Origin of the sequence: Fibrobacter sp. UWB10 (genome assembly GCF_900182935.1) — a bacterium.
Lineage (GTDB): Bacteria > Fibrobacterota > Fibrobacteria > Fibrobacterales > Fibrobacteraceae > Fibrobacter > Fibrobacter succinogenes_O.
In genome coordinates, this window is the sequence record NZ_FXUE01000003.1 from 111,949 (window position 1) to 135,902 (window position 23,954).

The window sequence follows — 23,954 nt, forward strand, 5'->3', positions numbered from 1 at the left end:
AGCAATCCGCCGGCGCGAGGCCGACGAATTGCATTTTTGAGGTTCGGATTATTATGAGGTTCTGGAGTACGATTAGTAAATGAACAACATTTCACGATATTTCGGCAGCGGCCACTTTTCGTCGGGCACGATGCTTTCGATCTTGTCCACGATAATGCGGAGGTTTGCCATAGCGTCGAGAATGACTTCGTGCTTTTCGCCGAGAGCGGTTTCCATCTGGGCGACTGCGGCATCAAGTTCTTTGAGCTTTTCGCCGAGTTCGCGAGCGTAACCGTCAACTGCGTAGAAGCCCTGGCCCTTAGCTAACTCGTTGGTCTTCAATGCGTTAGTGTATGCACAGAGTACCTGCGGGAGCACCACGTTCTTCGCGATATCGAATGCAATCTTGCCTTCGATGTGAATCTTCTTGTGGTAATCTTCCATGTTGACTTCGTAACGGGAGTCGAGTTCGCGCTTGTTGAATACGCCATACTTTTCGAACAGGGCCACATTTTCCTTCTTGTTGAGAGCCTGGAGGGCTTCCATGGTGGTGCGGATGTTCGGGAGGCCGCGCTTGGCTGCTTCTTCCACCCATTCGTCGGTATAGCCGTTGCCGTTGAAGATAACGCGCTTGTGTTCCTTGACAATCTTCTGCAACAGATTCTGCAGTTCTTCGTGGAACTTGTCGGCCGGAACATTGGCGAGCTTGTCGGCGATGAGGTCGAAGGCTTCGGCCACGATCGTGTTGAGGATGACATTCGGTTCAGAGCAACTCTGGCTAGAACCCGGAGCACGGAATTCGAACTTGTTGCCGGTGAAGGCGAACGGAGAAGTACGGTTGCGGTCGGTAGCGTCGCGGGGGAGCGGCGGGAGCGTGTCGGAACCGAGCTTCAGGGCACCGGCCTGCTTGCTGGATTTCGGATCGCCCTTTTCAAGCTGGTCGATAACGTCGGCGAGCTGGTCGCCGAGGTACATGGAGATGATTGCCGGAGGAGCTTCGTTGGCACCGAGACGGTGGTCGTTACCGGCGCTAGCAACAGCCATACGGAGCAAGTCGGCGTGGGTGTCGACAGCGTAGATCACAGCGCAGAGCGTGGTGAGGAAGATGGCGTTCTGGTGCGGGTCCTTGCCCGGGTTCAAGAGGTTGGTCTTGCCGTAGTTCACAGACCAGTTGTTGTGCTTACCGGAACCGTTGATGCCGGCAAACGGCTTTTCGTGCAGCAGGCAAACGAGACCGTTGCGGTCAGCAACCTGGCGGAGCACTTCCATAATCTGCATGTTGTGGTCGCAAGCGAGGTTCACTTCTTCAAACATCGGAGCAAGTTCGAACTGGGCCGGAGCGACTTCGTTGTGGCGGGTCTTTGCCGGAATGCCGAGCTTCCAGAGTTCCTTTTCCACTTCGTTCATGAAGTTCAAAATGCGTGCCGGAATGCTACCGAAGTAGTGGTCTTCCATCTGCTGGTGCTTTGCCGGAGCGGCGCCAAACAGAGTACGACCGGCCTGGTACAGGTCCGGGCGCTGCAGGTAGAAGCGCTTGTCAATCAGGAAGTATTCCTGTTCGGCACCCAAGGTAACGGTGACCTTCTGCTGGGCAACGCCGAAGAGACCCATGAGGCGGTCGGCGGACTTCTGGAGGGCCTGAATAGAACGGAGAAGCGGAGTCTTCTTGTCCAAGGCTTCGCCAGTATAGCTACAGAAAGCGGTCGGGATGCAGAGCGTTGCACCGTTGCCGTGACGCTTGATGAAGGCCGGAGAGGTCGGATCCCAAGCGGTATAGCCGCGGGCTTCGAAAGTAGAACGGAGGCCGCCGCTCGGGAAAGAAGATGCGTCCGGTTCGCCGACGATCAGGTTCTTGCCGCTGAAGGCGAGGATTGCCTTGCCATCTTCGGGTTCGAGGAAGGAGTCATGCTTTTCGGCGGTGGAACCGGTAAGAGGCTGGAACCAGTGAGTAAAGTGGGTGGCGCCGCGGTCGATAGCCCACTTTTTCATGGCATGAGCAACTTCGCCAGCGATGCTCGGGTCAAGCGGTGCGCCGCCATCGATAGTGGCGAAGAGCTTCTTGCAAATGTCCTTGGGAAGATATGCGCGCATGGCCTCGGCGTTGAAGACGTCTTCGCCGTAGAAGTCGATGTTTGCGGGTGCTGCGGGAAGGTTGGCACCAGCGTTTTCGCTGGCGATTTCCTTGATAGCTTTTAATCTGTATTCGTTGCTCATGGCAATCTCCTATTATGTTTTTTGTTTTCGGTGCCATAAAAGCAAAACGCGTGCCAAAGTCAAAAAGTGGCGATTTCTTTGCAGAATCGCCATTTTTTAGCCTGTTACAAAAATTCGGAGTTTTTCAGAAATTGAAAAATTGTTTATTCGTTTACGGAATCTGTAAAATCGGAAGGCGTCTTTTCAAAACTGGGAGGGTCGTCTGCCTGGATACAGCGGACAAAATGGTAGTTTTCGGGGCAAAGCATGGCTTCGCAATAGTCTGCACCACCAAATCTGTAAAACCTTAAGGGCTTGACCTCGACATTGCCGTTTTCATCGGGCCAAAGGGGGATATCCTTTGCATCTGCGGTCCAGTAAGAGGCAAAAGCGAACAATTCACCGCTTTCTTCGATACATTGCTGGTCGTAATAGCGGCGTGTCAGTCTAGAAAAGTTCAGGCCGTAGACATTGGTCGGATAAAAGAATTCTTCGACGTCGGTCTTGAGGGCAGGATCGGTGCTGGATTTACCTTTTTCGTAAATCGCGTAGAATGGCTTGTGGTTTGCGGCTGAGAAAAGGTCGTCATAGGTCGCCGATGCAGGGAGCTTGTCCTTGATGCTTGCAAATTCGGCTTCGGTCGGGAGTCTCCAGCCTTCGGGGCAAATTCCGTTATCGATGTCAGATTCCGGGTATTCTAGGCCCGCATCGATAGGCAGTCTCAAATTCGGCTTGGTGGGGTCGGCAAAGGGCCTGCTTCCGGGAGTCTTGTAGCGTAAATCCTCCGACATCCAGGTTTGGTCGCCGATGCTGACTGTTCCGTAGATGTGTCCGTCGCGCGGGTCGGTCATTTGGCCTGCTTTTAGCTTGCGCGGGAGTCTCGGGAATCCCCAGAACTTGACTAAGGCGATGCAGAGGTCTTGATAAAGCTTGCCCGGGTAAATGCTCTCGATTTCAATGATAATCTTGTAAACGTTCTTGAGCGGTTTTTCAAAGACGATGATGTCGGGGCGATGGATCTTGTAGCCGCCCCATCTGGGTTGGGCAAGCGTGTACGACTTTACAAGATTGTCTGTGCTGTTCTGGTAAATTCGGATGTTCTGGGCGAGGCTGTAGTTCGTGTAAGACGATGAATCGCGCATGTACCCGTTATAAATGGTAATGACGTCGAGTTCCTGAGCCTCTACGAGAAATTCCAAAGTGATGGGCTTGTTATTGAACTTGGCTGCCCAAACCTGAAAGAACGGGTGTACGTTCTTTTTCATGATCATGTTTTCGGGGCGGTAGCTCTTTTGGCCAAGGTCAGGTAAAGTGGCAGACGCCTTGATTCCGTTTATGGGGATAGAGGTAATCGCATGAGACAAAGAAACAGCGACTAAAACGGTAATCAAAAAACGTAACATGTAACCCCAAACTAAAAGACGGGAGGAAAATATAAAAAACGCTAATTCAATATATATAAGGATTTTTTGCGAATAAGATTAAAAAAAGGTAAAATTTTGTTTTATATATTTAGATTGAAATTGAGGTTAAATTTTGCGAAGGCGTCTAGCTTATTTTTTGCTGTTATTGACTGGCTTGGCTGTCATGGCCGAGGCGCATCCGCACGTGTTTGCCGATGTGTCTATTAAGGCTGTATTCAGTCAAGATGCCTTTACAGGGGTCCAAAATCATTGGTCCTTTGACGAGGTGTACAGTGCAGCCATGTTTGCTTCGGCAGATGAAAATGGCGACAGTAAAATTACAGGGAAAGAAATTGACGAGGTAAAAAAACTCGTGCTCGACCCGTTGCAGCAAAGCGGCTATTTTAACTATGTAACGGTTGATAGTAAGTTCCTGCCAGTCCGAAAAATCGAAGGCTTTTCTGCTGCAATGAAAAACGGAAAACTGGTGTTGGACTTTAAGGTTGTATTCTCGATTCCGGCAACTTCGGATTACACGATGCTTGTAATTGTAATCAGTGACCAGACGAATTATATCCAGATGACAACGGATATGGAAAATGCGGATGTCGATGCGCCTGATGGGTTAGATGTCGAATTCTTTCCTGACGAGGTTCGCGGGCTGACACTGTTCCGTGCTTTTAGAAGCGATACGGAAGGTCTTTTTTTAAGGTTTAAAAAGTGATGGTTGGTGCTTTATGAAAAAGTCTATTGTATTTTTGCTCGTCCTTTTGATTGCGGTGGCGGCTTCGGCGGCTGTCAAGAAAAAGCGCTTTGACGTGGGCGGGGGAGATGCGCCTGCTGCGACGGAAGCGACTGTCGAATCGGTGGCGCCTGCGGAACCTATTGCTGCGGAATCTGCTGTGGTGCCTGAAAAAAAGACGGAAAAAACGCGGTCTATTTATACGGTGATTGCGGAGGAACAGAAGGTCCTTCGCGAAAAGTTGACGGCGGCGATTTCGGCGATGAAAAGCGGCGACTGGGATGCCATCTGGAAGTTCCTCGCGATTTGCCTGGTGTACGGCATGCTGCATGCGCTTGGACCCGGACATGGAAAGTCGATTGTGGTCGGATATTTTATTGCGCGTCGTGGTCGCTGGCGGCAGGGCGTTGCGCTTGGTGCAGGCATTACGGTGACGCACACGATGAGTGCGGTTCTCTTGCTGCTGATTCTGTATGCGATTTTTAAAGCGACGGTGTTTTCGGCGTTTGAAACGGGGCGCATCGGAATTGAACGGGCGAGCTATGTGTTGATTATGCTCACGGGTGTGTTGCTGGTGGTGCTTGCGATTCGTGATGTGTTCAAGTCGCACAAGGGCTGCGGATGTGATGCGCGAATTGAGTCTGCGGAGGGCGTTGTTGTGCAGGATGGGAAAAGCGCGGAGTCTAAATTGCCGCCGATTGCCCGCTGGCGTGAAATCCTGGGTGTTGCCGCCGTTACGGGAATTGTGCCTTGTCCGGCTGTGGCGCTGATTGTGCTTTTCTGCCTGCTGAATTCGATGGTGGCGCTTTCGCTCTTGGGCGCGCTTGTCATTTGCATTGGCATGACGATTACGAATGTGGCCTTCGGTATTGCGGCTGTCGCCTTCCGCAAGGGAATTGACAAGGGGAGTGCCCACACCCATATCGCTACAAAAATATACACCGTCGCGACTCTCGCAGGCGGTGTCATTATCTTTATTTCGGGGCTGTTGCTGTTTACGAATCAGTTCGCGGGCCGCGTGTAGTAAACTATAAGTGGCGCCGCAAACGGCTCTATTCCGCGCTTTCCATCTCGTTGATCAGCTGGATATTGTACAGCTTTTGCACCTGTAAAATATCGAGGATAACGGCGATGCGTTCGTAAGTGGTTCCCTTGTCGATCTTGATGGCGACAGGGGATTTCTTATTCTGCACCGCAGCGGCTTTTTCGCGGAGTTCGTCGGGTGTGCCGCGCTGGCCGTTAAAGGCGAGTTCTGTCTCGGAAAGCTCGATGTACAGGCCCTCGGGCGTGTCGCGCTTGGTTTCGGTCTGCGTTTCGGGCAGAATCAGCTTGAGCACCGATTCGTCTTGCTTGAATACCGATGTCACCAAAAAGAACACCAGCAGCAAAAAGACGCAGTCGATGAGCGGCGTCATGTCGGGGCGGATTCGGCGGGTGCGCTTGGCCATTTATGCATCCTCGTTTGCGGAATCGGCGCTATGAGAACGAATGTGGTCCTTCTCCTTGAGAATGCGACCGAGCTGCAAGAGCACATCGTTTTCTACGTTGTCCTGTTCCGATTCCATGCTTGCGTTCAGGTAGTTGAAGGCGATAACGTGCGGAATGGCGACCACAAGGCCAATCACCGTCGTAATGAGGGCGAGCTTGATGCCCGTAGCGAATGCACCTGCGTCAGAAAGGCCCGAAACGGCGATGACGCTGAAGGCGTTGAAAATGCCGAACACGGTTCCCAAAAGGCCGAGCAATGGAGAAATGCTGGCGATATTTTCAATCGTGGTCATGCCCTTCTGCAGCGGCGAGAAGGCGAGCGCAATTTCGGTGCGGATACTTTCCATAATGATGTGGTGGTCGGTATTGTGACTTACCACGCGGTGCAGGATTTTGGACGGAAGGCGCTTGCGGATGCTCCTGTTAAAGAGAATCAGCGAAATGATTTTCCATACGATGATGGAATAACCGACGAAATTCATCGCTACGAGTACGTAGGCAATAACGCCGCCCTGCTGGATAAAGTCTAAGATGTAGTTCATTGTTTTGTCATTCCCGGCTTGACCGGGAATCTCCTTTATTAGTGAAGGTTGTATTTAATGGGGATTTCCATTTTCCAGGTGTCTTTGCCAAGTACAGCTGGAATCGGATCAAATTTGGGCACGGCCTGCACGGCGGCAAGCGCACTTTCGTTCAGTGAAGAATAGGGGCACGGTTTCGAAACGGTTGCTCCGCTGATGCTTCCATCCTTTGCGACAGTGAACTGCACGCGCACGGTACCTTCTTGCTTTAAGCGGCGGGCTGTAGCGGGGTAGTCCTTTTGCTTTTCAAAAGCCTTGGAAAGCCCGATAAGGTAGGCCTTTGTCACCTTCATCAGCGAATCCTTCGAAGGCTTCGGTGGTGGTGGAGGTGGCGGCGGGGGTGGTGCCACAGGCTCTGCGGGTGCTTCGACAACAGGTTCCGCGTCTGTCACCACGATCGGTTCCGGCTTTGGCTCCGGTTCAGGTTCCGGCACGGTATCTTGCACGATGTTCGGGATAATCTTGGCGCGAACCACCTTCTTCACGATTTTCTTGACTTCGGGCGGGGGTGGAGGCGGTTGGAGCAGTAATTGCTCCACATGAATCACCTCGGCGTCTTCGCGGGTGGTAACCACCTGCGTTCGCTTCAGGAATCCCCAGGCGTAAAAGCCCGCATGTAGCAATACGGCGATAACAATGCCAAAGCAGAATACACGCCGCATCGTAAACGCGGAATAGGGATTTTTTTGACCGCTATTTTTTTTGAAAAAATTCATCGCGAGCCAAATTGAGCAAATTCAGCCCGTTTTTTCTACTCCAAATAGACTTGCGAAAATCCGAAGGGATCCACATCTAATTGATTGTAGAGAATCTTACAAAAAAATGATGATTTTTTTATAAAAGAAGATTATCTAATTTTGAGGTGGGGATTTAGTTATATAACCATAAAAGTATTCTTCTAAATCATTTGTTTTTAACTCGCATTTCAAATTTTTTAATATTAGTGGTTTTAATTCTTTAGGTATTATGAACTCACACACTCGCTTATTATTAGCTTTTGAAATATCGCAAAAGTGTAATTTTCCGCCTAAAAAAACACATGTTTTAATCATAGCGCCGGATTGTATACGCATTCTATCATTGTATATAGGCATATTTTCATTGTTTAATACATTCATTTCAGGATTATCTAGCTTACCATATACACTGGCATATTCGCAATACTCAATGATAAAAATTTTTCCATTTTTATCCATATTCTCTTTTCCCCCACCACATGCACAAAATAAAGGCATAAAGATGTCGTACGATACATCTAATAATGGCGTAGAACGGTTGTAATTTTGTTGCAATTGCACCAAAAAACCAAGATGGGGGAAAGCTTTAATTGCACTGTTATCTAAAATAGAAGGGAACGTGGTTTTTAGAAGGTTTTCATCTGAAGCATTCCAAGTCATGCCAAATAAATCTTGACACGTAACATATTCATCTGGATTGTTTCTAAAAAAAGAACAATTTAGTGGCCACTCTTCATTTGACTGTCCTCGACAGAGTCGATTGCAACTTGGTTGAATAATACTTTTTATTTCTAATATATCCGCAGTTTTGATTTGCATAAAACAATTCAATTGTATTCACATCCGGGAATGTCGCTTACACGAATTCGTTGATGGTTCGAACAATCACTTTTACTTCCGTATCGTCTATACCGCCATGGCGATATTTTTATAGATGCTATAGTATCATAATGTTGCTTAATCCATCGCAATTCGTATTGAGTCCATTTACGTTTTACAGATGTTTTTGCCACAATATTTTTTGTTTGGAAAGGGTATCTATATGAATCATACTTGAACTTTCCTTCTACACTTACAGGAATTATTAAGTAAGTTTCATCAGCAGCCGTTAGAACAAAATCAACGCTGGAGCCTAATCTGTAATAATCCGTATATTGCAGAGCTAAATAAACACTGTCTAAAGTAAATTTATAGCCATATGAAATGAATGTTGTGTCAGTTCCCTGATAAATTACAGTAGGATTTCCTACAGCTTTGTACCCTTTAATTTCTGTGGGCCATAAAGCATTCTCAGAATGTTGATACGGATTTTCTTCCGATAAAGCCCCTATCCCTTTATTTGATAAAATGTTGTTTAATTTTTCGATTTCTTTCTTTTGATTAATTATGGTTTCATTTAGATTATTTATAGATTCCGTATAGCTTTGTTTCTTCCTTTCAAAATCTATTTTGGTTTCTTGACAGTCTTTTGTCAGACTGTCGATAATTTTTTCAGAGATGTCTTTTTCTTTCTTAACAAGATTCAGTTCACTATTTTGAAAACCAATAATAACTATTTGCACAATAAATATGCCAAATAAGAAAACCTTTTTTTTATTAAACCTAATCCAAGTAAATATTTTAGTCATAAAACCCTTCATCGCTTTGATTCTTTGAAGTTTTTCTTATTCAACAACAAACTCTATCCGTTTTGTTTATCGGATATTGAAATTGTCGAAATTTCATCCAAAGAACAAGAGTTAAACTCTTTTACTCTTTAAATATAACATCTAAACGGGGATGTTGTACAAAAATATTTAATCTGCCTCGTTTTTTGGGGGCGTATTATCAAGTTATTCCAAATTGGAAAATTCACCCCTGTCAAACAAGCCATTTTTAATTCATTGTAAAATTTTTTCGAAAAAAAGTCTAAAGTAGGCTTAAAAAAGTGTGTATAGTATATGGACTGAAGAATTGAATTTTAACTTCAAAGGACTACTATGAGAAAGATAAAGGCAATATTATTTCTGTGGGATTTCGCGTCAATACACATCGAGGAATTCAGTTCCGGCGTTGGGCGAACCAGGTTTTGAAGGATTACATGCTCAAGGGTTACGCCGTGAATCAGCGGAAGATTGCTACAGACCTGCAAATTGCAGAACATCTGCAGGAACAAAGGCAACTCATTGACAACCAGGAGACACGAATAAGCAATGTGGATGACCGTCTTTCTTCAGTTGAACGGCATATGTTTAAGGGTATGGGCGTGGAATTTTCGGCGTACAGAGTGTTGAACTTTGTGACACCGGACGAAATCATTGAAAAAGTGAACGAAAGCACCAAAGGAAAATAAAACGGGGCGTTGCGGGGTGTCCCCGCAGTGGGGGTAGCGTAAGACCCGGCTGGGGCGGGTTTTGATCATGTTCCCGAAGGGGACGACTATGAGGGCGGGGCCGGGGGCTGGAGTGAGGGGGACTCCCTCCCCCCACAATCATTTAGAAATAATACTTCGCTTTCGCCCAGATTTCGCGGTTCTTGTCGTAGCCTGCGAGTTGCCCGCGCTTGCCGCCAAAGTGGTCGTAACCGAGCGAAATCATGACTTGGTCGGTAACGGCGTAGTCGCCCGAGGCGCGGCAGTAGTAGCCGAGGTTGTCGATGTCGAATACGCCATAGAGCGAAAGTTTGAGCGTGTTGTTCAGCAGTTCCTTTGAAATGCGAAAAGTCATTTCAGAAGAATTTTTTTCGGCGGCCAAGTTGTGCGAATAGTCGGCGATGTACTTGTGCAAATACTGCACCATGAAAGTCCAGTTGTCACCGGCGTACCAATCGATACCACCGAGCGCATTGAACGTGTTCTTGCGGGCGTAATCGAGGCTGTTGGCATAACCGAGTGCTTCGCCAAAGTATTCTGCGATTTCGGCACGCAGCACGAATTCGCCGATAGGCATCGACATGTCGCCGCCGATCATCGTCATCGATTCATGAATGCCGTGAATGACGACAGAATCCATGCTGACGGGTTCTACGACAGAAACGGGCGACTGGTTGTGCGTATGGAGCGCCGAGATAGAGAAATCCAAATTCGAGAGGAAGAACGAAACGCGCGTTCCGAAGTCTCCGTTCTTGAATTTGGCATCGGGGCCTTCAGGAAAATCGAGGCCTGCTTTCTCGGGCAGATTTGGACGCCAGGGATTGTCTTCGCCGAGGGGCATCTGGAAGTATCGCGGTACGGGCACGTAAACGATTTCGGCATTCGCGCGCTCGCCAGGGTATTTGATGCGGAAACCGTCGACGGCCATGCGCATGTCGTCGTAATCGCTGGACATGAATTCGGTGTAATCAACAGGCGAAATCAGGTCGGTAACGCGGAGTCCGTCGGCAACGCCCCACACGACAATCTGGCGGCCCGCCTTGAATTCTACGAAGTCATTCTGGTAGTTAAAATACGCTTCTTGCAGCTGGATTCCGGTGCGGTCTTCGAGAATGCTGTTATGCACGCCATTTAGGCTGGTGAACAAGTAGGCGTTCTCGTAATCCACGCGTAATTCAGCACGCAGGCGTGTCCGCGACGTCGTAAAGTCGTGCGGATGCTTTGTCTGCACCGCATGATACGTATCCACGAACCCGTTGAATTGAAACGGACTTTCTTGGGCGAAGGCGGTCGCTGCCGCCATTCCGATCGCTAACCACCAGAATTTAGACATTGCTAGAGTCCTCTTTCCAAGCGCGGAACGGTGAATGTCTTTGCGTCAACCGGAATGTTGAACTTGATGTCGCCAAATTCGAGGATAGTCTTGTGGTTGGCTTGCACGTTTTCCATGGTCATCTTGCCGATAGCCCAGAAACCATCCACCTGCACGACGCTTTCGACCTTCAGCAAACGGTGCAGTTTGCCAAGCTTGTCGTAGTATTCCACCTTGGCGGCAATCAAGCAATCCTTGCGAATCCAGGAAATTTTCTTCGAAAAAATTTCGTCGCCCTTTTTCGGAACGGATTCCACGACCCAGCAGTCTATGCCATCGACTTTTTCTTCGCGCACGAATGTATGCGTGTCTTCGTCAATGTTGCGCTGGCCCACATCGTCGTAGGTAAAGTCGGAACCCATGAAGTAGTCCGTCTTGGAGCTCTTTCCGCTGATGCGGCGCGTCTTTTTCATGGCAGGCAGGTAAAGCCACTTGTCGTCATCCTTGTTGATGTCGTCGTAATCGACAGTCAGGAATCCCGTGCCCTTCACGTCGTTGGGGTAGCGGAAAAACATAATCTGCTTGGTGTCCTTGCCCACGTCCATAGCAAACGAGGTGATCTTGCGTTCGCGCTTGCTGCCGCTCTTGTTTACGAGTGTCATCGAAAGTTCGGAACTACGCGTGTCGCCATCGGGGCGGTCGTGTACCTTCTGTATAATGTCGCGGCCGGTTAAAGTTTCTGCGCACACCATGGCGCTTAATGCGACAACGATTGTCGCGGCTGTTTTTGCAATTTTCATTGTCATGATTTTCTCCTATTTTCCAAAAATCTTGAATTTCTTAATCAAAAGCGGTGTTACGAACAGGTCGGCGAGCAATGCCGAGACAAGGCCGATAAACACCACGAAGCCGAAGTTGAACATCTGCGTTGCGGCCGAGGTGGTAAAGCCCGCAAAGGTCGCCACCATGATAATCGACGTCATCACGAGGGCCGGGCCTGCCGTGCGGAATACGTTGAGAATCGATTCGCGGTAATCGTGGGTACGGTCAAATTCTACATGCCCGTGGTTGATAAAGTGAATCGTATCGTCAACGGAAAGGCCGATAATCATCGGGATGAGCGTCGCGGTCATCATGTCAAGCGGAATGTCCGTGAGTCCGAGGTAGCCGCCCACGAAAATACCCGGAGCGATGTTCGGAATCATGCCGATAAGGCCCGTGCGAATGCTGCCGAAAACGATCATCAAAAGGACAGCCACGATGACTACAGAAATCAGGAACGATGTCATCTGGCCGACTTCCAGGTACTGCTGCATGGCGGTGAACTGCGGCAAGTTGCCCACGGCAGTCACTTTTGCGTCCGGGTAAAGCTTGCGTGCGAAATTCTGCAAGTCCTCGATTTCCTTCTGGAGTTCGTTGGAGTTGTAGCTCGAAATTTCAATCATCAGGCGGAGCTTCTTGTAATCGTAATCCATCCAGTAGCTCGCTTCGCTGCCGCCCGCGTTTTCGTAGAGCAAAAGCAACTGAGCGACTTCTTCTTCGGTTTCGGGAATGGCGTATTTTTCCTGACGGTTTTCGTTCAGCGTGCGGTCCAAATCCTTGACGATGTCAAGAATGGAGGTGGAACGCTTGGTGAGCGGGTACTTGCCGGCATGATCCTGCAACTGTTCGAGCTTTTTCAGATTCTCGACTTCCTTGGCTTTGTCGTTTGTACCAAAGTCAATCACCAGGTCGTACGAATAGAAACTTCCGATTTCCGATTCTGCCACGTAGAGCATCTTGTTCACGTATTCGACCTTGCGGCCCATGGTGCGTTCCACGTCAAAGGCGGGTTCTATCTTGGTGAGCCCGAAAGCAGAAATTGCAGTTACGATGGCGAATACAATCGCAATCGGCTTGCCGTGACCGAGTACGAACTTGCCGATAGAATCAAGAATGAGTCCCATGCGCGTGTCGCCGCGTTCAAGCACCTTGGCGTTCGGCTTCTTGTCTTTACCGAAGCTCAAGAGAATCGGCGAAACCGTCAGTGCTACAAGCAGAATGAATGCAATCGCAATCGACGAGAGAATGCCCACAGAGCGAATGGGCTTAAGCATCACGGACAGGAACGAGAGCAACGCCACGATGGTGGTAAGGCCAGAGAACAGCACCGACCAGCCCGTTTCACGCATGGCGTAAAGCACCGATTCCTTGCGTTTGCCCGTAAGCATCATGTTCTTGCGGAAGAAAGAATTGATGTGAATGTTGTATGCAATCGAAACGGCGAACGCCAAAATCACGGGCACCATGATGTTGGTTACGTCCATATAAAGGCCAAGGTAACCCACTAGACCGAAAGTCATAATGACGCCAGCAAATGTCGTAATCAACGGAGAGACGATTCCGCGCAGCGAACGCGTCACCAAGAACATCACGATGATGGCGCAGAGAATCGTCATGATGAAAATGCGGCCCATTTCCTGACCGATGTAGGTCATTTTCTCGAAGCTCAAGTAAGGCATGCCTGTTGCACGCGGGTTCAGCGGTGCATACTTTTCCTTCGCGATGATTTCAGCCGTTTCGCGGCCCGTCTGCATGTCGGGCGCTTCTGCTTTTTCGCCCTTCGCTTCGCCTTCGGCCTTCCACACGGAATCTTCAGGGAAGGGGCGCAGCTTGATGTTGATGAAGGCCTGCTTGCGGTCACTTGAAATCAGCTTCTTCGCCAGTTCCGGCTTGTCGGCCAGTCGCTTCTCAATTTCAGCAATGCCAGCCTCGTCTGTCGGGATTTCTTCGGGCACAATCTGCGTGATTTCCATGCCCTCTTCGGTGCCGAGCATGTATTCCAAATCGACAATTGAAGTCGCCTTGCCGTCGGAATACGAGAGGCTGTCGCGCAGTTCGTTCGAAAGTTCGCGCAAAAGCTTCAGGTTGTCCGGCGTCAAGATGGAATGGTCGCTTTCGACCAGCACGCCCACGAAATAGTCGTTACCGAAAGTTTCCTTGAACTTGTCCGTTTCGACAAGCATCGGGTCGCCCTCAATAAAGTAGCTGTCCCACGAGGCTTCGACGTAGATTTTTTTCATGCCCACGATCGAAACCGCAAGCAAAACGACAAACGCCACCAGCAAAATGGCGCGGTGACCGAGCAAAAATTCGCCAAAACGGCCGAATCGCTCGTTGATTTTTTCAATGTTGATCTTTGGTAGGCTCATTGTATCCTCTTTTTTTTGCGGTGCAAAAATAGGGAGATTGGCCTAAAAATTCTACTCCAAATGGTTTTGCTTAAAACCGAATGGGTTGTAAATCCCCTCGGAGTATTCAAAACCTATTTGGAGCGGTTTTTTGAGCGTTTTTCGGCTACTTTTGGCGCATGAAAAACGCTGAATTTGTTGACCGTTTGAGTCTCGCCGAAATGGGCGAAAACCGTTGCGGGACGGTCGCCCAGATCGAGGGCGATTCCCGCTTTATTTCAAGAATCGTTTCCATCGGGCTTACACCGGGTTCCGCCTTTACGCTCCTCAAGAATGACGGGCGCTCGCCGGTGCTCGTTTTTTGCCGCGATACGGTTATCGCTGTCAACCATAAAGAATGTTCACAGATTTTTGTCAAGGTAGAATCGTAAAGATGAGCGAAATCAAGACTATTGCTTTGCTCGGACAGCCCAATTCCGGTAAATCGACACTTTTTAACAACCTTACGGGACTTCACCAGCGCGTGGGCAACTGGCCCGGCAAAACGGTGGAACAGGCCGAAGGTTCTTTTGTTTTTGATGGTGTTACGTACAAGGTGGTTGACCTTCCGGGTAGTTACGGCCTTTCGGCGAACTCCGAAGAAGAAGTCGTTACCCGCGACTATATTCAGAGCGGCAAGGCGGACCTCGTGTGCATTCTGGTGGATGCTTCGCAGCTGGAACGCAGCCTTTACATGCTGGCGGATTTTGTGGGCATTCGTATGCCGGTGATGTTGGTGCTCAACATGATGGATGTGGCTGAAGCGGCGGGCAAGAAAATTGATGTGGCTGCGATTGAAAAGCGCCTCGGCGTTCCGGTGCTCGGTTTCAGCGCGGCCGAAACGGAACGTTATCCTGAATTTTTCAAGAAGATGGTTTCGGCCATCAAGACGCCTGTTTGCCTTGATAGCGGGAGCCTGCGCGAGGAACTCGTTGGCGGGGGAGAGCTTGCTGAAAAAACGGATAGTCTCATTAGCCGCATCGAAGCGGCTTTAGGCGATTTTGAATACGGTGTATGTGAAAAAATCTGGATTGTGGAAAAACTCCTCGAAAAAGACAAGCTCATTTGCGGTGTCGTGAATGAAATGCTTCCGTTCGCTAGGAAGAATGCGATTGATGCAATCCTCGATAGCGAAGAAGGGCGTGACGGTGGTATTCTTACTGGTGAAGCCAAGTATCGCTGGGTTTCAAAGATTGTGCGTGAATCGGCGACGCCCAAGTCCATCGAGAAAGTCTTTAGCAAGTGGGACCGCATTGCCACGCACCATATCAAGGGCAAGTTCTTTGCATTCGGCATCATGGTTGTGTCGCTGATTGCGTGTATGATTCTCGCGTTCCCCGGAATGGGAATCGGTTTTGGAATGCAGCCTGTATTGCAGTCGCTCGTAGAACGTGTTGGCAACGCGCTTGGCGTCTGGCCTGTGGTGATTTCGTTCATCAATCTGGTGCTCGTCGGTGGAACTTGCATCACGATTTGTATGACGAGTTTCATTTTCGCCATCATTTTCGTATTCCGCATTCTCGAAGAAATCGGCTACATGGCGCGTTTCTCGTATGCGTTCGACAACTGGCTTTCGCGCCTGGGCCTGCAGGGTAAGGCGATTATGCCGCTGTTCTCTGGAATTGGATGCACGGCGGGTGCAGTTTGCGGTACGCGCGTGCTTGATACTCGCGGACAACGCCTGCTTGCGCTCGTTTTGTTGTGGGCGATTCCGTGCGGGAGCAAGGTGGCAGTGGTGCTGTTCCTGGCGTCGACTTTCTTCGGGTCGGCCGCACCGCTGTTCGGCATCGGCTACGTGGCACTGATTTTCGCCAGTTTCTACCTGTCTTCGCGCCTGTTCGGTAAAAAGCTTGTCCCGCAGAATGAACGCGTGGGCATGATTATGGAACTGCCGCCGTATCACAAGCCGCATTGGAAGATGATCGCTGCGATGGTGGGGCGCAGCACCTGGGGAATTTTCAAGAAGGCGTTGAAGATGATCCTGATGGTGGCGGCTCTTTTCTGGGCGCTCTCTTACGCAGGCGACGGGAATGTGGAAAATACGCTCCTGTACAAGATAGGCAATGCGATTGAGCCGGTAACGATGTTCTTCGGAATGCGCTGGGAATTGTTCGTCTCTTACTTGGGCGGTATGTTCAGTAAGGAAGCTTCGCTCGGTATCATGAGCACGCTCTTCAACCTCACTGGAGAGGCGTTCTCGCTGGTGACCCGCGTGGCTGCAAGCGAAAACTTGGGCGAGGCACTTGCAAGTACCATCACCAAGCCCGAAGCGCTCGCGTTCCTGTTTGCGTCGATGTTCAATGTTCCCTGCGTGCTGGCGATGGGCACGACCTACCGCGAGGCAGGCTCGTTCAAGTGGCTAGCAACCATCATGGGTTACTATCTCGCCCTTTCGCTTGGGCTTGCCTTTGTCGGCTACCACATCGGATTGCTGATTTTCTAAGTGAAATTTTATAGCGCGCTGTCGAGCACCATCATGAGCGTGAAACCCACGGCAAAAAGGATGGTGCCCGCGTCAAAATGCTCTCCTTCGCTGACTTCGGGGAGCATTTCTTCGATGACAACATAAATCATGGCGCCCGCCGCAAGCGAGAGCAAGTAGGGCATGAACGGCGAGAGCGCCTCAGCCGCAAGCAGCGTGATTAAGGCCCCTACGGGTTCTACCGCTCCGGAAAGCGCGCCAAGTGCGAAAGCCTTTTTGCGGGAAGCCCCTTCGGCACGGAGCGGGAGCGAAACCACCGCCCCTTCAGGGAAATTCTGGATGGCGATGCCTATGGCAAGCGCAAACGCACCCGAAAGCGTGATGGCGACATTCCCAGAAAGCCAGCCTGCGAAAACGATGCCGACGGCCATTCCCTCGGGCAAGTTGTGCAAAGTTACCGCCAGCGTAAGCATGGTCGTGCGCTTGAGTTTTGCCTTGGGGCCTTCGGGCGTGGCGCTGCCCAAATGCAAGTGAGGTGTTATTTTATCCAAAACAAACAGGAACAAAATGCCTGCCCAGAATCCGACCGTCGCCGGGATGAACGCCAGTTTTCCCATGGATTCGCTGGCGCTGATGGCGGGCAAAAGTAGGCTCCAGACGGAGGCCGCCACCATGACGCCCGCCGCAAAAGAGAGAAGACCCCGCTTGAGATTTTGCCCCATCTGCTTTTTCATAAAGAATACGCAGGCGGCTCCGAAAACCGTCCCTAAGAACGGGATGGCAAGACCTTGGGCAATTTGTAATATGGGCTCGTTCATGCTGAAATGATATTATGTTTTATCTTCCGTAGTATACCGAGATTTCATTAATGCACTTGTCAAATTCATCGAGTCCCTTCGTGTACACGATTGTTCCCTTGATGGCAAGCTCTTCATTGAAGACCCTGTCGGCATCGTAGTCTTGTAAACCTTCTGTAGTCTGGTCCTTGCAGTTTTTCTTCGTCACGTTTACTTGACGTTCTTCGTACGTACATTCCTTGTCACCCGATTTTACGCTGATAGCGACCTTGTAGTCCAAAGAATCCCGTTCTACATCCTTTACCTTGACCTCATATGTCTTTCCGCCCAACTTGAATTTTTTCGCTGTTTTTGTTTGCTCTAAAACATCGATGTTGTGTTCTTTTTCTATAACCTTTATGTAGGATGTCTGTTCGGGAGAAAACAAAGTGCCGAACATGCCGATAGATGGCCATGTGTAATCGTTTTCAAGAGCCGCATAAAGGTTGGGAAGGTATACAGAATTCATGTAGTCGTCATATTTAAAATATGCGGGCTTATATACAATTTCTTCCTGAAATTTATTTTCGGAAATAGTCAAAATGAATTCGTCATATTGTTCTCTAAAGTCGCGCTCCTCTTGAGGCTGACAAATTGTTTTGTCTTGATATTTAGAGCAATTAATATTCTTCCATGTACCATAAATTTTATCGGTAGAAGCGCCAAGGTAGTAGTGCGGATCATCCGTATTGCCATAGAAGAAAACGACAAGTGTGTCGCCGTGAATCTCGAAGGTCGTTACATCTGAGTCTTGATTCGCTTCATAAGAAACTTCGCCCCAGTTAAAGGATCCTTGGTGTAAAATGCAATATTCCTCGGAGTGAGCGTCCTGGTTTACAGTGATGCGGTGGTTCTCTTTGTCTATAGACACCTGCTGGTATTCTGTTTTTTCAGAATTTTCCGGTGAACTTGTGCCGTTGTCGTCAGTGCAGGCGAAAAAGAATAAAGTTGATGCTAACAGATAAATGTAGCGATTCATATTTGTCCTCCTTATATCCAAAAAATATGCTTTTTTAACTTGTTTGTCAAACAGATCGTTTGCATTTATGAAGAATAAAAGGGAACTATTGTTCTATCGTCCTTTTCCGTATGGTTTTGTGAGGTAAACAAGGGCGGTGGTGAGCGTGTAGTCGGCGATGAGTGCGGCACCGAGGCCCACGATAGAAAGCAGGCCCACGTTGTGGAGCGCGCCCATGGGGCTGAAGATGAACACGAAGAACATTGCGCAAAGAATGAAGGTGGTCATGCCCATGGTCTTTCCGATTTCGCGGTAAGAGAGCAGTAGCGCGTGCCTGTAGCTGCCCGTGCGTTCAAAGCCGTATTTGATGTGGTTGTTCATGTGGATGGTGTCGTCGACGGCAATGCCCAGAATCATTGGCATCACGATCATCGTTATCATGTCGAGCGGCATGCCCGAATAGCCCATGACGCCGCCAATCAGGAGGACGGGCGCGACGTTTGGAATCATCCCGATAAGGCCCGCCTTGATGCTCCCGAATGCAAGAATCATCATGATGGCGATAATCACGAACGACCCGCCGAAGGAGCGCAATAGCCCGCCGACCAGCTTGCCGTTCATTTCGGCGTAGTTCACGACTTCGCCCACGACGGAAACTTTCGCGTCGGGGAAAATCTGTGCGCCGTAGCTTTTGGCGGAATCCAGGTCTTCTACGATTTTATTTGCGTCATAGCCTGCAAGCTCTATGTGGATGTAAGTCATCTTGTAATTTTCGTCCATGCGTTCAAAGAGAGCGTCCGGGTCCGAAATTTCGTACAGGAACAGCAATTGCGTGAGCATGTCCTGCGCATCGGGAATCTTGTAATATTCGATGCTGTCGGCATTCAAAGTGCGGTTCATCTCTTTCACGAGGCGTGTCACCGATTGTACGCGTGGCTTGTCGCCCGAAATTTTCGTGAGCTGGAGCGTACCGAGCTTTTGTTCGAGTTCTTCGATGCGCTTCATGTTGGCGGGATCCTTGAGCGCATCGTCGTTCTCGAATTCCACCATCACGTTAAAGTCGTAAAGACTTCCGAGCTTTCCGCTGAGCATGTCCTTGAGCCGCGTCACGAAGGGGATCTTTTCGCCCATGGTCTCGGTGTAGTCCATGTTCACGTCAATGTGCATCATGCCCGGAACTTGTAATAGCATAATTGCAGCCGAAATCGTTGCGACAATCCAGCTGTGTCTGCAAACCTTGCGCCCGAAAAATTCAAAGAGGATGTCTGCCTTGGTGGCTCCTGCCGATTTTACTTGCGTCGGGTTCGGTTTCGCGTTTTTGCCGAAACTCATGAGAATCGGAATTAGGATGATGACATACAGATAAACCATCGTGACGATGCCCGCCGAAATCCCGCCAATCCAACGGATGGGGCGGATGCCTGCGAACAGGAACGAAATCAGCGATGCAACCGTAGTAATGACCGTAAAGAGGATGGGCCAGCCCGTTTCTTCGACGGCGCAAATCACGGATTCGCGGCGGTTGCCCGTGCGCCTAAAATGCATGCGGAATGAATTGATGTAGTGGATGGAGTAGCCCACCGAAAGTGCCATGCCCAAAAGCACCGGGAGCGCGACCATGCTTTCGTCGCCAACAACACCGAGCCAGGCGTTGATGCCGAGTACCGAGGCGATGCCGCCGACCGTTGCAATCGCGGGCACCACCACGCCGCGCAACGATCTTACAAACAAGATAAGGCATACGAGCATCACCAGGAATCCGAAACCGATACGCATGGCGCATTCACGCGAGATGACCTCGTTTTCTTCCATCTCGGTGTAGCTCATGCCTGTCGGGAGTATCTCGAACTTGTCGCTCTTGAATTCGTCGGAATAAATGACTTCGCGGGCGAAAGGCGCGATACTGTCCTTGCCGAAATCGACGCCGCCTTCGTAAGATTTCAGTGAGAGGATAATCCATGTTTCTTTCGCGTCGTCCGAGACGATGTTGTTCACGAGCGATTCACGGGAAAGAATCAGTTGCTTTTTCGCTTCCAGTTCCTGCGGGTCCTCGGGAATGCCGCTCTCGAACGGGTCTTTGACTTCGAAACCCTCGTCGTTTGCGACCGGAATCGACAAATTGTGCGTCAGAGAAACCACGCGGTCGGCATAGGGCACCTCGTTTTCGAGCCTGCGGGAAAGCCTGTCAATTGCCTGCAACACCTCTGGTGCGAACACGTCGTCGGCGCGGACCATCACCATGTAGGTATCATCGCTGCCGAATTTTTCTTTAAAATGCGCTTGGTCAATCTTTACCTTGTCCCAGTCGTCAAACCATTCCTCTTCGCTGCTCGTCATCTGCAGTCGAGGCAAGCCGAGACATGCTAAAACCGTCACAATAACCGTCGCCAGCAATATCAGCCAGCGAAACTTGACCTGAAAACGCCCTACTCGGGCAAAAACCTTATTGACACGAGAAACTTGCATAAAACCCTCAAATTTTGAGGGAAAAATAGAGCCTTAGCGCTGTTTTTTCTACTCCAAATGGACGGACTCAAAAAATACGGCTCGTTTACCCTTTCTGCGGTAAGCGTTCCTCGTAATCGTCCAGGAACGAATGCAGTTCGCCGCCGGCCTTGTAGCCGGGGAACGTCTCGATGCAGACGGAGTGCAGGCTGTTGAAGATGCTCTTTTCGATGTTCGGGTTTTCGCGCTTGAGGCGCTTGATGAGCGCCTTGATTTCTTGGCGCTTGCTACCGCCACCGCCGTTGTCACAGACGGTGCAACTTTCGGTAAAGCGGCAGGCGCACTGGATAAACTGCAGCCCGTTGTAATTTTTCCAGTTGATAATGTCTTGCTCGTTGATGCAATACATGGGGCGGATGAGTTCCATGCCGCCGAAATTCAGGCTGTGGAGTTTGGGCATCATGCCCTGCAGTTGCGAGCCGTAGAACATCGCCATGACGGTGGTCTCGATGACGTCGGAGAGGTGGTGACCCAGCGCAATCTTGTTGCAGCCTAGGTCTTTTGCCTTGTGGTAGAGGTGGCCGCGGCGCATCTTGGCGCAAACGTAGCAGGGGGAACGTTCGGTGTTGTTTGCCACATCGAAAATGTTCGTCTCGAAAACGGTGATGGGAATTTCCAGGAGCTTTGCGTTGCTTTCGATTTTCTGGCGGTTGATTTCGTTGTAACCGGGGTCCATCACCAGGTATTCCACGTCGAATTTCACGTCGCTGTGGCGGTGAAGCATCTGGATGAGCTTCGCCATGAGCATGGAATCCTTGCCGCCAGAGATGCAGACGGCGATTTTGTCGCCTTCTTCGATGAGCTTGTAGTTCTTGATGGCGGTAATGAATGGCGTCCAGAGCCTTTCGCGGTATGTTTTCGAAATGCTCCGTTCTACGCTTTGGACAAATGAAAGTTCTCTTGCCATTTTCATTACCTTTTTTGCGTTTATTTGCAAAGTTCCTTGTAGCAGCTGTCGAATGCGGCCATGAATTCGTCGATTTCTTTTTCGGTGGTGAGGTGCGAAAGGCTTATGCGCCAGGAGTTCAAAGCATTTTTGCGGTCGCGGCAGACGGCAAAAACGGCGCGGGAGGGGAGCGCATCTACGCTGCAGGCGGATTTGACCGACACGTAAATTCCTTTGTCGGAAAGAACTTTCTGGAAAATGTTCCCGCGGACTCCCGCGACACTCAGGTTTAAAATGTGCGGAACAGCGTCTGCGGGGGAATTGATGCGGACTTTCGTATAGCCGCAGAGTTTTTCTTGCAAAATCTTTCGCAGCTCCTTGACTCGGGCAAATCGTTCTTCGAAATGCTCCACGGCAAGCGACAGTGCCGTTTCGAGGGATGCGTCCAACGCGAGTGTCGGGGTGCCGCTGCGGTAAATGGTGGTGCTTGCTCCGCCGTAAATGAGCGGTTCCATGGCGATTCCGCTTTTCTTGTACAAAAGCCCGCTGCCCGAAAGCCCATAGAACTTGTGCGCGCCGATGCTTGCCGTGTCTGCCAAATTCAGGTTTATAGGCGTTTTGCCGATGGCTTGCGTTGCATCCACGTGAAGGCTGCAGCTCGGGAACTCGCGGACAATTTTGCTGATGGCTTCCAGCGGTTGTACCGTCCCGAGTTCGCTATCGACCGCGTTTACCGTCACAAGCACCGTATCTTTGCGGAGCAGGCTCTTCAAGTCTTCCAGGTCGATTTTCCCGTCGGTGCCGATTTTTGCCATCTCGATTTCGTAGCCCGCTTCTTGCAGGGCCGTGAGCGTTGCGCTTACCGAAGAATGTTCCAGCGGGTTCGTGACGATGTGCTTGCCCACATGGCGCTTGGCCTGGACGATGCCGCGGATGGCGGTATTGTTGCTTTCGCTGGCGCCCGAGGTGTAAATGATTTCGTCGGGGTTTACGCCCAAAAGTTTCGCGATGGAATCGGTCACCTGGGCGAGAAATGCTTTTGCTGCATGCCCTGCTTCGTGATTCGAATTGGCGTTGCCGATAAACCTGCGTTCAACTTCGCAGAATCGTTGCAAGGCTTCTTCGCATGCCGGGGTATTTGCCGTGTAGTCGAAGTAGGACATAACTACCAAAAAGATAGAAAAATGGGGAACGGCAAAGCCCCAACGGAATGTTGTTCCGTCGGGGCTGAAGCTAACCAAAACACTATAAAAAAGAAAATGTCATTTTAGGCGGTGGCGAGAGTCTTGCCGAGTTCCTGGCAAGCTGTCTTGCCGGCGTCATCGGGGGCGTTCTCGATGGCGAGGGGATCTGCCACAAGCACGAGCCCAGCGGCTTCAGCGTCGGCCTTCCACGGATTCATCCATTCGCCGCCACCCCAGCCGTAAGAGCCGAACAGGGCAACTTTCTTGCCGTTAAGTGCTGGCTTGACGGCTTCGTAGAAGGGCTGGAATTCGGAATCTTCGAGTTCCTCGGCGCCCATGGCGGGGCAACCCAAAGCATAGCGGGCATATTCAGCCAGCTGATTCTGAGAAAAATCCGAAACGCTGAACACGTCGGCTTCGGCACCTGCTGCTTTGGCACCTTCGGCAACGTATTTTGCCATCATTTCGGTGTTTCCTGTTCCGCTCCAGTAGATTACTGCAATTTTTTCCATTGTGATTCTCCTAGGTGATTTAAAGAGGTTAAGATTATGGGCTACGCTGCGTTTCGGACGGTCAGCATCGGCAGCGAGTAGCCTTTTTCAAATAGTTTGTTGAACACGTTGAAGCATTTGCGAAAGCAGGCGAACCGTTTTTCGCATTCGGTTACATCGCCGTAAACTTTCCAGTAGCCCGTATATTTGCTATTCCTGCCGCCGTTGATAATGAACCCTTTCACGTCTTCGAGGGGGTAGCCCAAGAAAAGTCCGACTTCGTGCGGAAAACAGTGGCATTTGCGGATGCGCGCCGTCATGTATGCGAGTGCACAGTCGGTGCTAAAGTCTGTGTAGCCGTAGGCGGCGAGAAAATGGCGGATTTCCGGCTCGGCAATAAGCTTTTGCAGGGCGTCTTCGCGATAGACGTAGATAAAACTGCGACCGCAGCGTTCTGCGATAACGCGCACGCACACGCCGCGAGGGTTGAGTTCCTTGTTCCAGTGGGCGAGTTGTTTGCACAGCGTTTCGCTGGGTGAAGATTCCATGCAGAATAGGCTTCCGACCTTGAGCCCAGCGAGTGTTGGTGCGCATTGGCGAACGAGACGGTGATCTAAAAGACGGTTCATTTTATTGCAAACTACAAATAAATTGTAAAGTTAGATTTCTCTAACAAAT

22 protein-coding genes are annotated in these 23,954 nt (G+C 50.1%); 5 read left to right on the top strand and 17 right to left on the bottom strand.

Translation table 11 applies throughout. The annotated features are described in order from the left end of the window. Positions 1 to 72: 72 nt before the first annotated feature. Positions 73 to 2,193 (bottom strand): glutamine synthetase III family protein, encoded by a 2,121-nt coding sequence (locus QOL41_RS09345; protein WP_283429546.1) that lies wholly within the window; start codon positions 2,191 to 2,193, stop codon positions 73 to 75. 143 nt (positions 2,194 to 2,336) lie between these two features. Then, a complete protein-coding gene (locus QOL41_RS09350) occupies positions 2,337 to 3,575 on the bottom strand; it encodes an FISUMP domain-containing protein (protein ID WP_283429547.1) in 1,239 nt (412 codons plus the stop codon). A gap of 166 nt (positions 3,576 to 3,741) precedes the next feature. On the opposite strand from QOL41_RS09350, the gene QOL41_RS09355 reads away from it, so the two are divergent. Continuing rightward, complete coding sequence (locus QOL41_RS09355; protein ID WP_173652844.1) at positions 3,742 to 4,299, top strand: DUF1007 family protein; 558 nt, start codon at positions 3,742 to 3,744, stop codon at positions 4,297 to 4,299. Positions 4,300 to 4,312: 13 nt separating this feature from the next. After that, positions 4,313 to 5,341: a nickel/cobalt transporter gene (locus tag QOL41_RS09360; protein ID WP_283429548.1), complete on the top strand. Its 1,029-nt coding sequence runs from the start codon at positions 4,313 to 4,315 to the stop codon at positions 5,339 to 5,341. A 28-nt stretch (positions 5,342 to 5,369) separates the two neighbouring features. Here the strand turns inward: QOL41_RS09360 and QOL41_RS09365 are convergent, their stop codons facing one another. From QOL41_RS09365 to QOL41_RS09385, 5 genes are all read right to left on the bottom strand, one after another. Continuing rightward, the gene (locus QOL41_RS09365) at positions 5,370 to 5,765 is read right to left on the bottom strand and encodes an ExbD/TolR family protein (RefSeq protein WP_088628117.1); all 396 of its coding nucleotides are present in this window, start codon (positions 5,763 to 5,765) and stop codon (positions 5,370 to 5,372) included. Beyond that, positions 5,766 to 6,347, bottom strand: a complete 582-nt coding sequence (locus QOL41_RS09370) for a MotA/TolQ/ExbB proton channel family protein (protein ID WP_173652846.1) — start codon at positions 6,345 to 6,347, stop codon at positions 5,766 to 5,768. It lies immediately after the preceding gene. A gap of 38 nt (positions 6,348 to 6,385) precedes the next feature. Continuing rightward, on the bottom strand, positions 6,386 to 7,048 hold the full coding sequence (locus QOL41_RS09375; protein ID WP_283429549.1) for an energy transducer TonB: 663 nt from the start codon (positions 7,046 to 7,048) through the stop codon (positions 6,386 to 6,388). A 189-nt stretch (positions 7,049 to 7,237) separates the two neighbouring features. Further along, positions 7,238 to 7,942, bottom strand: coding sequence for an FRG domain-containing protein (locus QOL41_RS09380; protein ID WP_283429550.1), 705 nt, complete (start codon positions 7,940 to 7,942; stop codon positions 7,238 to 7,240). Between the two features lie 8 nt (positions 7,943 to 7,950). Beyond that, positions 7,951 to 8,751 (bottom strand): hypothetical protein, encoded by an 801-nt coding sequence (locus tag QOL41_RS09385; protein WP_283429551.1) that lies wholly within the window; start codon positions 8,749 to 8,751, stop codon positions 7,951 to 7,953. Positions 8,752 to 9,131: 380 nt separating this feature from the next. Here QOL41_RS09385 and rhuM point away from each other — a divergent pair, with 380 nt between their 5' ends. Next, on the top strand, positions 9,132 to 9,455 hold the full coding sequence (rhuM, locus tag QOL41_RS14265; RefSeq protein WP_283429552.1) for a RhuM family protein: 324 nt from the start codon (positions 9,132 to 9,134) through the stop codon (positions 9,453 to 9,455). A 142-nt stretch (positions 9,456 to 9,597) separates the two neighbouring features. On the opposite strand, the gene QOL41_RS09395 is transcribed toward rhuM, so the two are convergent. The 3 genes from QOL41_RS09395 to QOL41_RS09405 are packed head-to-tail and all read right to left on the bottom strand — an operon-like array spanning position 9,598 to position 13,976. Continuing rightward, the gene (locus tag QOL41_RS09395) at positions 9,598 to 10,806 is read right to left on the bottom strand and encodes a DUF1302 family protein (RefSeq protein WP_283429553.1); all 1,209 of its coding nucleotides are present in this window, start codon (positions 10,804 to 10,806) and stop codon (positions 9,598 to 9,600) included. A gap of 2 nt (positions 10,807 to 10,808) precedes the next feature. After that, positions 10,809 to 11,585 (bottom strand): outer membrane lipoprotein-sorting protein, encoded by a 777-nt coding sequence (locus QOL41_RS09400; protein WP_502846881.1) that lies wholly within the window; start codon positions 11,583 to 11,585, stop codon positions 10,809 to 10,811. Positions 11,586 to 11,600: 15 nt separating this feature from the next. Beyond that, entirely contained in the window at positions 11,601 to 13,976 is a 2,376-nt protein-coding gene (locus tag QOL41_RS09405) for an efflux RND transporter permease subunit (RefSeq protein WP_283429555.1), read from the bottom strand. A gap of 158 nt (positions 13,977 to 14,134) precedes the next feature. Here QOL41_RS09405 and QOL41_RS09410 point away from each other — a divergent pair, with 158 nt between their 5' ends. Beyond that, the gene (locus tag QOL41_RS09410; protein WP_283429556.1) at positions 14,135 to 14,386 is read left to right on the top strand and encodes a FeoA family protein; all 252 of its coding nucleotides are present in this window, start codon (positions 14,135 to 14,137) and stop codon (positions 14,384 to 14,386) included. A gap of 2 nt (positions 14,387 to 14,388) precedes the next feature. After that, positions 14,389 to 16,437 carry a ferrous iron transport protein B gene (gene feoB, locus QOL41_RS09415; protein WP_283429557.1) on the top strand — a complete coding sequence of 683 codons (2,049 nt, stop codon included), beginning with the start codon at positions 14,389 to 14,391 and terminating at the stop codon, positions 16,435 to 16,437. Positions 16,438 to 16,445: 8 nt separating this feature from the next. Here the strand turns inward: feoB and QOL41_RS09420 are convergent, their stop codons facing one another. The 7 genes from QOL41_RS09420 to QOL41_RS09450 all read right to left on the bottom strand — a co-directional run bounded on the left by QOL41_RS09420 (position 16,446) and on the right by QOL41_RS09450 (position 23,905). After that, positions 16,446 to 17,234, bottom strand: coding sequence for a ZIP family metal transporter (locus tag QOL41_RS09420; protein ID WP_283429558.1), 789 nt, complete (start codon positions 17,232 to 17,234; stop codon positions 16,446 to 16,448). Positions 17,235 to 17,253: 19 nt separating this feature from the next. Continuing rightward, positions 17,254 to 18,231 (bottom strand): hypothetical protein, encoded by a 978-nt coding sequence (locus tag QOL41_RS09425; RefSeq protein ID WP_283429559.1) that lies wholly within the window; start codon positions 18,229 to 18,231, stop codon positions 17,254 to 17,256. Between the two features lie 93 nt (positions 18,232 to 18,324). Further along, entirely contained in the window at positions 18,325 to 20,676 is a 2,352-nt protein-coding gene (locus QOL41_RS09430) for an efflux RND transporter permease subunit (RefSeq protein ID WP_283429560.1), read from the bottom strand. 85 nt (positions 20,677 to 20,761) lie between these two features. Further along, the gene (locus QOL41_RS09435; protein ID WP_073318846.1) at positions 20,762 to 21,622 is read right to left on the bottom strand and encodes a tRNA 2-thiocytidine biosynthesis TtcA family protein; all 861 of its coding nucleotides are present in this window, start codon (positions 21,620 to 21,622) and stop codon (positions 20,762 to 20,764) included. A gap of 20 nt (positions 21,623 to 21,642) precedes the next feature. Then, positions 21,643 to 22,764, bottom strand: coding sequence for a cysteine desulfurase family protein (locus QOL41_RS09440; RefSeq protein WP_283429561.1), 1,122 nt, complete (start codon positions 22,762 to 22,764; stop codon positions 21,643 to 21,645). A gap of 104 nt (positions 22,765 to 22,868) precedes the next feature. Next, complete coding sequence (locus tag QOL41_RS09445; protein WP_073317487.1) at positions 22,869 to 23,297, bottom strand: flavodoxin; 429 nt, start codon at positions 23,295 to 23,297, stop codon at positions 22,869 to 22,871. A 41-nt stretch (positions 23,298 to 23,338) separates the two neighbouring features. Continuing rightward, positions 23,339 to 23,905: a DUF3793 family protein gene (locus QOL41_RS09450; protein WP_173652852.1), complete on the bottom strand. Its 567-nt coding sequence runs from the start codon at positions 23,903 to 23,905 to the stop codon at positions 23,339 to 23,341. Positions 23,906 to 23,954: the final 49 nt, after the last annotated feature.